Origin of the sequence: Acinetobacter sp. BSP-28, assembly GCF_044130285.1 — a bacterium.
Taxonomy (GTDB): Bacteria; Pseudomonadota; Gammaproteobacteria; order Pseudomonadales; family Moraxellaceae; genus Acinetobacter.
The window spans coordinates 39,678-47,219 of record NZ_JBIQOB010000026.1; the positions used below are offsets into that span (position 1 = coordinate 39,678).

The 7,542-nt window shown below is 38.8% G+C and carries 7 protein-coding genes; 3 read left to right on the top strand and 4 right to left on the bottom strand.

The genetic code is table 11. The features are described from left to right. Window positions 1-16 precede the first annotated feature (16 nt). The gene (dnaK, locus tag ACE01R_RS15505; RefSeq protein ID WP_395552417.1) at window positions 17-1,960 is read right to left on the bottom strand and encodes a molecular chaperone DnaK; all 1,944 of its coding nucleotides are present in this window, start codon (window positions 1,958-1,960) and stop codon (window positions 17-19) included. A gap of 122 nt (window positions 1,961-2,082) precedes the next feature. Beyond that, window positions 2,083-2,619: a nucleotide exchange factor GrpE gene (gene grpE / locus ACE01R_RS15510; protein WP_395552418.1), complete on the bottom strand. Its 537-nt coding sequence runs from the start codon at window positions 2,617-2,619 to the stop codon at window positions 2,083-2,085. A 942-nt stretch (window positions 2,620-3,561) separates the two neighbouring features. On the opposite strand from grpE, the gene ACE01R_RS15515 reads away from it, so the two are divergent. Further along, a complete protein-coding gene (locus ACE01R_RS15515; protein WP_395552419.1) occupies window positions 3,562-3,792 on the top strand; it encodes a hypothetical protein in 231 nt (76 codons plus the stop codon). Window positions 3,793-4,045: 253 nt separating this feature from the next. Here ACE01R_RS15515 and ACE01R_RS15520 read toward each other — a convergent pair whose 3' ends face one another. Next, complete coding sequence (locus tag ACE01R_RS15520) at window positions 4,046-4,582, bottom strand: hypothetical protein (protein WP_395552420.1); 537 nt, start codon at window positions 4,580-4,582, stop codon at window positions 4,046-4,048. 203 nt (window positions 4,583-4,785) lie between these two features. On the opposite strand from ACE01R_RS15520, the gene ACE01R_RS15525 reads away from it, so the two are divergent. Continuing rightward, window positions 4,786-5,856, top strand: a complete 1,071-nt coding sequence (locus tag ACE01R_RS15525; protein ID WP_395552428.1) for an alpha/beta hydrolase — start codon at window positions 4,786-4,788, stop codon at window positions 5,854-5,856. A 59-nt stretch (window positions 5,857-5,915) separates the two neighbouring features. On the opposite strand, the gene ACE01R_RS15530 is transcribed toward ACE01R_RS15525, so the two are convergent. Then, window positions 5,916-6,584 carry a hypothetical protein gene (locus ACE01R_RS15530; RefSeq protein ID WP_395552421.1) on the bottom strand — a complete coding sequence of 223 codons (669 nt, stop codon included), beginning with the start codon at window positions 6,582-6,584 and terminating at the stop codon, window positions 5,916-5,918. A 102-nt stretch (window positions 6,585-6,686) separates the two neighbouring features. On the opposite strand from ACE01R_RS15530, the gene ACE01R_RS15535 reads away from it, so the two are divergent. Next, the gene (locus tag ACE01R_RS15535) at window positions 6,687-7,256 is read left to right on the top strand and encodes a peptidylprolyl isomerase (RefSeq protein WP_395552422.1); all 570 of its coding nucleotides are present in this window, start codon (window positions 6,687-6,689) and stop codon (window positions 7,254-7,256) included. Window positions 7,257-7,542: the final 286 nt, after the last annotated feature.

Below are 7,542 nucleotides of genomic sequence, written 5' to 3' on the forward strand. Positions count from 1 at the left end.
TTTTCAAAGCGACAAATTATTTTTTGTCATCTTTAACTTCTGTGAATTCAGCATCTACAACGCCGTCATCCGCTTTTTGTTGTTGACCCGCATCGCCTTGAAATGCATTTGGATCAAAACCTTGCGCACCGCCTTGAGCACCTTGCGCAGCTTCATAAGCGCGTTGAGTGATCGGCATGATGATGTTTTGCAGTGCTTCAGTTTTCGCTTTGATATCTTCAACATCATTTTCTTTGGTTGCAGCTTCAAGCTCTGTAACTGCAGTTTCAACCGCAGTTTTTTCATCTGCTGTTACTTGCTCGCCAAGATCTTTAACTGCTTTTTGCGCGCTAGAAACAAGAGCATCTGCTTCGTTACGTGCTTTAGCCAGTTCTTCGAACTTACGGTCTTCTTCCGCATTCGCTTCAGCATCTTTAATCATCGCTTCAATTTCAGCATCGCTCAAACCTGAGTTTGCTTTAATTTGAATAGATTGTTCTTTACCAGTGCTCTTGTCTTTCGCAGACACTTTCAAGATACCATCAGCATTGATGTCGAACGATACTTCAATTTGTGGCACACCACGTGGAGCAGGTGGGATGTCGCCTAATTGGAAGTTACCCAACAATTTGTTTTGTTGAGCCATTTTACGTTCACCTTGGTAAACCGAAATGTCTACAGCAGGCTGGTTGTCTGCAGCAGTTGAGAACACTTGAGATTTCTTCGCAGGAATCGTGGTGTTTTTCTCGATGATTGCAGTTAACACGCCGCCCATAGTCTCAATACCAAGAGTCAATGGAGTTACGTCAAGAAGCAATACGTCAGTTTTGTCACCAGACAATACAGCACCTTGAATTGCAGCACCGATAGCCACTGCTTCGTCAGGGTTTACGTCTTTACGTGGCTCACGACCAAAGAACTCTTGTACTTTTTGTTGTACAAGTGGCATACGAGACTGACCACCCACAAGAATCACATCAGAGATGTCTGAAGTCGCAAGACCGGCATCTTTAAGTGCAATACGGCAAGGCTCAATGGTACGTTCAACAAGATCAGCAACCAAACCTTCAAGTTTTGCACGAGTCACGTTGATCACTAAGTGTTTAGGACCAGTGGCATCTGCAGTGATGTATGGAAGGTTGATTTCAGTTGCATTCGAAGAAGAAAGCTCGATTTTTGCTTTTTCAGCAGCCTCTTTCAAACGTTGTAATGCAAGTGGATCTTGTTTCAAGTTCACGCTTTGCTCTTTCTTGAATTCTTCAACCAGGAATTCAATTAACGCGTTATCGAAGTCTTCACCACCTAGGAATGTATCACCGTTAGTCGACAATACTTCAATTTGTTGGTCGCCATCCAAGTCAGCAATTTCGATGATTGATACGTCAAAAGTACCACCACCCAAGTCATAGACTGCAACTTTACGGTCGCCTTCTTTTTTGTCCATACCGAACGCAAGAGCCGCAGCAGTTGGTTCGTTGATGATACGTTTTACATCAAGACCGGCAATTTTACCTGCATCTTTCGTTGCTTGACGTTGTGCATCGTTGAAGTATGCAGGAACAGTAATCACCGCTTCAGTAACTGTTTCACCTAAATAATCTTCTGCAGTTTTTTTCATCTTTTTCAAGATTTCAGCAGAGATTTGTTGTGGTGCCAATTTTTTGTCGTTGACATCTACCCATGCATCGCCATTGTCTGCCTGAATGATTTTGTAAGGTACCAGACCGATATCTTTTTGCACCGCTTGGTCTTGATACTTACGACCGATCAAACGTTTGATCGCGAATAATGTGTTTTTAGGGTTAGTCACTGCTTGACGTTTAGCAGATTGACCTACCAGAATTTCACCATCTTTATAAGCAATAATAGATGGAGTTGTACGAGCGCCTTCAGCGTTTTCGATTACTTTAACTTTGTCGCCTTCAAGTACGGCAACACAAGAGTTTGTTGTACCTAAGTCAATACCAATGATTTTAGCCATTTGGATGCTTCCTCAAAATTATTTTTTGCAATGTTTTTGCTTGTTATCCGATATGAGAGCCATTCAAAATTTTTCAAGTTCTTTGCATGAAAAAAATAGAAAAACTCTCGAATTTCTTTACTTTATTGACCCACAAGGACCATTGCTGGACGCAATAAACGGCCTGAAAGGGCATAACCTTTTTGCAATACCGTACCGATTTCACCTGCTTTGACATCTGGTGCAATACCGACTGCCTGATGTAAATCAGCATTGAAGCCATTGTTCATGTTGACTTCTACAACATTAAATTTTTCCAGAGTACTGAGTAAGGATTTATGTGTTAGTTGCACTCCTTCAAGTAATGGAGATTCAATATCACCAGCCGCTTGAATGGCACGTTCTAAGTTATCGACAGTTTCGAGCAATTCTTTAGCAAACTTCTCAATCACGGTTTCTTTATGCTTTTCAGCGTCACGTTGAATACGTTCTACGCTTTTTTGTGCTTCATAGACTGCATTGGCTGTACGTGCTTTTTCAAGTTTTAAATTTTCTTCCAACTTGGTGATTTGGGCTTTTAAATCTTCAACTGAAACTTCGGCTTGCTCTGTTTCAGCTGTTTGTTGTTCAGCTTGTTCTTGCCCTAGATCTTGAGCGTCTTGATTTTGCTCAGTTGCCATAGATTTACTCCGTTTAAATGGGTTTTTAAACATGTCAGTCCTTTTGGCCTCAGTGCTAACTGCGTTAATCCTGAACTGCCATGAGTGATAAAATTCATGATTAATACAGAGTTCGGGGCAGACAGTAAAAATTCAAGCGAGACAAGCAATTAAATCTGTTTAATTTGATTAAAATTATTAAAAAGCATTATTTTTTAAAATAGAATGCAAAATTGTGAGGGGATTACTGCCGAATACCGAGATTTATACTTGCTTAAGCAAGACCGCAGAGATTTGGCCATTTTAAGCAGCCGATTATGATCCAGGTACACAATATTTCTATAGCCTAGTGAATGATAAAAATAAAAGTTGTACCAGACTGTTGTGAATTAAATCATTGATTTAAAAATATCTGTGGAAATTCATAGCAAGTGGGGAGTGAAATCCTAAAGGTCTACTTAGACTTAAAAGCGATCATTATGAAATAAATTATCTATTTTACAAAAAAGTACAGGCTGATTATTATTTCACCCAGATTCTATCGCTGTAGTTTCTTCTTGGTATTTTAGAAATGTGTTTTTCTAAGCTTATTCAACCTCTGAATAAGCTTTTTTTTTTGCCTGAAATTTGGCAAATCCTGCATGAATAAAATTTATGTATCTGTTTAGCAAAATTTTATAAAGTTTTTCATAGATCAAGATTATGTAAATGATTGTGAAACTGACCCTTTCTCCAATTTTTATAAAGTAATAAGAATATTAAATACAAAACCTTAATCCTGAATTTTGATAGGAAACAAGAAAGCAGAGTAAGGAAATTAATATTAATAAAAAGCATGTGAATAATTACATGATTTCGCAAAACTACAACTCAAGAGGTGCGCAGCCGCAGTAAAAATTTTGAATGATAGGCAGCGCAAAGTTGGACTTTGCACTACTGACTTAAGAAACAAGGAAAATATTGATGAAAAAAACGGCTTTATTATCTTTAACCGTGGTTGCTGTTTCATTGGCTGCTGTAGGTTGTACATCTACTGAAACCACACAAAATCCTGAGACTGCTCAAGTTACTACAGGTCTAGGTGTTTCAACTCAGGCACAAATAGGTGATATTGGTGTTCAGGCAGGTACTTCGGTTCATGCAGATGCTATTCACTCTAGTTCTACTTCTCAAAGTTCACAAGCTGCTCAGTAATCAAAAAGTTATAGAAAGCTAAAGGATAAGAAGATTTAAGCTCAGCAATGTCTTCAGCTGAGGATTAAGTATAGATGGTAGCGAAGAGGCCTCTACCATCTATTTGAGAGAGATCGCAAAGTTAAATATGGCGTTGATTGAATCATGATTTCAGTAACCAAATATTCGGTTCTCAGCTGAATTATTCTGATTCAAAAAATGTCCTTTAAATAAAGGTCATTGAGTTGATTAAAATGTAGTGGGTTGAAAGGGATTATTTGTCTCGATCCTGACGTTCTCGCTGCTCTGTATCTCGATGCCGATCATCCCAGCGTTTTTCCTGGGCTTTACGTTGCTGCTGTATTCTTTGGCGATGTTGTGCATGTGACTTGTCACGTTGCTGTTCTAAACGTTGGCGTTCCACTTCACGCTTTTTGCGATCCCAGTCAGCTTGATTTTTACGATTCTGTTCAGCGATTCTTTTACGTTGTTCTAATTGATGCTGCTGTTCACGTTGTTTACGTTCCCGCTCAGATTGTTTTTGCTGGTTCTGTTCCCATTGACGACGCTCAAGTTCGCGCTTTTTACGTTCTAGCTCTAAGCGGTTTTGGCGTTGTTGATATTCCCAACGTTGACGGTCTCGCTCTCGGTCATATCGGTAGTCATAACTTGAGCCATAATCCCGATCATAATGACGGTCATAGCGATCATCATAACGTCCATCGTAATAGCCACCATCTTCTGGAAATACGACACACCCTACAGCTAAAAATGTCGTTGCTAATGAGAATATGATGAGTCTTTTAGCCATAACATTTACCCTTCTTGTTGTAAGGAGTAGCAAAAACACTCCGAAATATACATGGAAATAGTCAATGACAAGGTATAAAAAGAAGATTAGCGTATGAATGTTTTTACTGTGTATACAGATGATTAGACTTATATAAGATTATGGTCACGTATCGGCTGATCATGTAGAAAATGTGAAGATTACAATAAAAGGAAGGTGCAATGATGGTTGCTTTTAGTCGAACTTTACAGATCGTATTAGAAAAAGGTCAGGGTACAGCGGCACGTACTTTGGATCGATTACCCAGTTTTGCACAAAAATCTTTAGTTAAAATTTTAGGATATCCGCATCAATATCCTGAACTTGATCCCTTAGTTCAATGCATGATGGCAGCCCAGTTAAGACGGGGTAATAGTGGTTTTGTCAGTGAAGATATTATCCATGCTCGTAAAACCTTTGATTTGCAAATACAGTCCATTAAAGGTAAACCGACACCAGTAAAGCTGGTTGAAGATCTGCGTTTACCCTTACACAGTGGTACCATCTTCGCGCGACATTACCATCCTGCACCGAGTAAAAAATTACCAATGGTGGTGTATTTTCATGGCGGTGGGTTTGTTGTAGGCAGTCTAGATTCACATGATGAAGTTTGCCGCTTACTGGCAGTGCATGCCAAAGTACAGGTTTTAAGTATTGAGTATCCTCTGGCGCCTGAAACAAGCCCGATCAAACTGATTCAAAGCTGTGAAGATGCACTGGCATGGGTTTATCAAAACCGCAAGCAGCTTAAAATTTTAAAAAATAGAATCTCGGTGGCGGGTGATAGTGCGGGGGGAAATATCAGTGCGGTCGTGGCACAGCGCAGTGCGCATAAAGTCTATGCGCCACAAGCCCAATTACTACTCTATCCGGCAGTCGATTTTAAAAATCGTCATCCATCTTTTTATGCGTATAAAGATGGCCTGGTTCTCACTGGTGAAGATGTGGATTTTGTCACCCACTATTATGCAGATACGCATCAGATTGAACTGGATGATCCACTGATTTCACCGACCTATGGTAAGCATGACAAATTGCCACCTGCGTTTGTGGTTACTGCTGGTCATGATGTCTTGCATGATGAAGGGGAAATTTATGCCCATAAATTACGTCATCGTGGTGTGAAGGTGCATTATCAGGAATATACCGATCAAGCTCATGGTTTTGTCAATCTAACGCCTATTTCTTATCGGGCTAAAAAGTATTTTATTGAAATCAGTAAAAACTATAGAAAGTTTTGGGATAAACACGCTTAGTTTTTTGAGCTGGGTATTCATTCATTTGTAATAATAAAGGTGTTTCACGTGAAACACCTTTATTTTTTCTCAATTTTAGCTTTAGGTAAGGTGAGGCTAAATTCTGGCACATAAAAGCTGTGTAAATAGCGGGCTTGAGAAAAATCAGGGAAAATGTCTTGGGTGTTTTTCCAGCTGGCCTGTTTTAATTTACTCAGTTTACCGCGAAATTGTGGAGTGAATTGATAACGTAAACCTTGCCAGGCTTGTTGAATGTTGAGCAGCCGTGCCGGCAAATGATGGCTATTCACATAAAAAGTTTGACTATGTTTATATTTTTGCAAGCACAAACTCATTTCTTGCTGTTCAAAGCAGATATTGCAATACACCACATCATCATTGATGAGCCATTCAAATTGGACCAGCTGTTTTGGAATTCCCCAAAAATGTTGACCATTCAGCATAGAGCTTTCGGTAGAAACATAAATCTTAGGAATGGAAGATAAGCGTCTTTTACTTATTAAAGGATGATCCAGGATCAGCAATTCATCATATGGTCCCACAGGAGAATCATGATAACGAACCAATATGACCTGTACCACACGGCCAAGCGGAGAAGGAGCAATATAAAAGGCCCGATGCTGCTGAATAAATTTGGGTGTTAACCAGTAATTCAAAATAAAAGCATCACCCTGTAAATGCCAAGGTGGATAAAGGGAAAAAGTAGTTGTGTTTAATTCTTCACTCATTGTAATACTCGTTTTATATCAAAAAGAGAAGCTGTTATATTTATATTGAAAGATTAATATATAGACATTCACAATTACAACTTGACGTAGAAGAGTAAAGAAATGTTAAAACAAACCCTATTTGCTATCGGTGCTGCATGTATGAGTTTGCAGGTGATGGCTGAAAATACCTTGGTGGAAATGAAAACCTCTATGGGGAATATTGAAATAGAGCTATTTAATGATAAGGCACCTATTTCAGCAAAAAACTTTGAAGGCTATATAAAAGATAACTTTTATAACGGCACTATTTTCCACCGGGTGATTCCTGGTTTTATGATTCAGGGTGGGGGAATGAATGCAGACATGGTAGAGAAGCAGACTAAAGCGCCTATTCAAAATGAATCTTATAATGGCTTAAAGAATGCACGTGGCACTTTGGCCATGGCACGAACCAACATGCCTAATTCCGCAACCAGCCAATTCTTTATTAATACGGTAGACAATGACTTTTTAAACAGAAGTCAGATGAATGCAGGTTATGCCGTGTTTGGTAAAGTTACTAAAGGCATGGATGTGGTCGATAAAATCACTCAAGTACCGACTGCAAACTTTGGAATGCATCAAAATGTGCCCCAAAAAGCAGTGAAAATTATCAGTATGAGCATTAAAGCAGCAGCTGAGAAAAAGTAAGAAAAAAATAAAGCAGAAATATTTTGTTCATATTTTTGCTTTAAAATTATATGTTTATATTTAAATTAGAATAAAAATGAACCAAGATAGTGCATAAAAATACAACACTCAATAAAACAATCAGTTAAAAGCACTTGCACGTGTACGAAATTGCCCTATAATGAGCTCATCCCGACGCGATACAGCAAACGAACTTAGCTGAACAGGTTAAGTTGTTAAATGTTTATTGCGTTATATTTTCTACTGACGAGGTAGAAAATAGATCATTAAGAGATTATGAAGAACA

What these genes read in the sequence shown, in the direction of transcription:
- dnaK (WP_395552417.1), bottom strand. Translation starts at nt 1,960, where the DNA reads ATGGCTAAAATCATTGGTATTGACTTAGGTACAACAAACTCTTGTGTT.
- grpE (WP_395552418.1), bottom strand. Translation starts at nt 2,619, where the DNA reads ATGGCAACTGAGCAAAATCAAGACGCTCAAGATCTAGGGCAAGAACAA.
- ACE01R_RS15515 (WP_395552419.1), top strand. Translation starts at nt 3,562, where the DNA reads ATGAAAAAAACGGCTTTATTATCTTTAACCGTGGTTGCTGTTTCATTG.
- ACE01R_RS15520 (WP_395552420.1), bottom strand. Translation starts at nt 4,582, where the DNA reads ATGGCTAAAAGACTCATCATATTCTCATTAGCAACGACATTTTTAGCT.
- ACE01R_RS15525 (WP_395552428.1), top strand. Translation starts at nt 4,786, where the DNA reads ATGGTTGCTTTTAGTCGAACTTTACAGATCGTATTAGAAAAAGGTCAG.
- ACE01R_RS15530 (WP_395552421.1), bottom strand. Translation starts at nt 6,584, where the DNA reads ATGAGTGAAGAATTAAACACAACTACTTTTTCCCTTTATCCACCTTGG.
- ACE01R_RS15535 (WP_395552422.1), top strand. Translation starts at nt 6,687, where the DNA reads ATGTTAAAACAAACCCTATTTGCTATCGGTGCTGCATGTATGAGTTTG.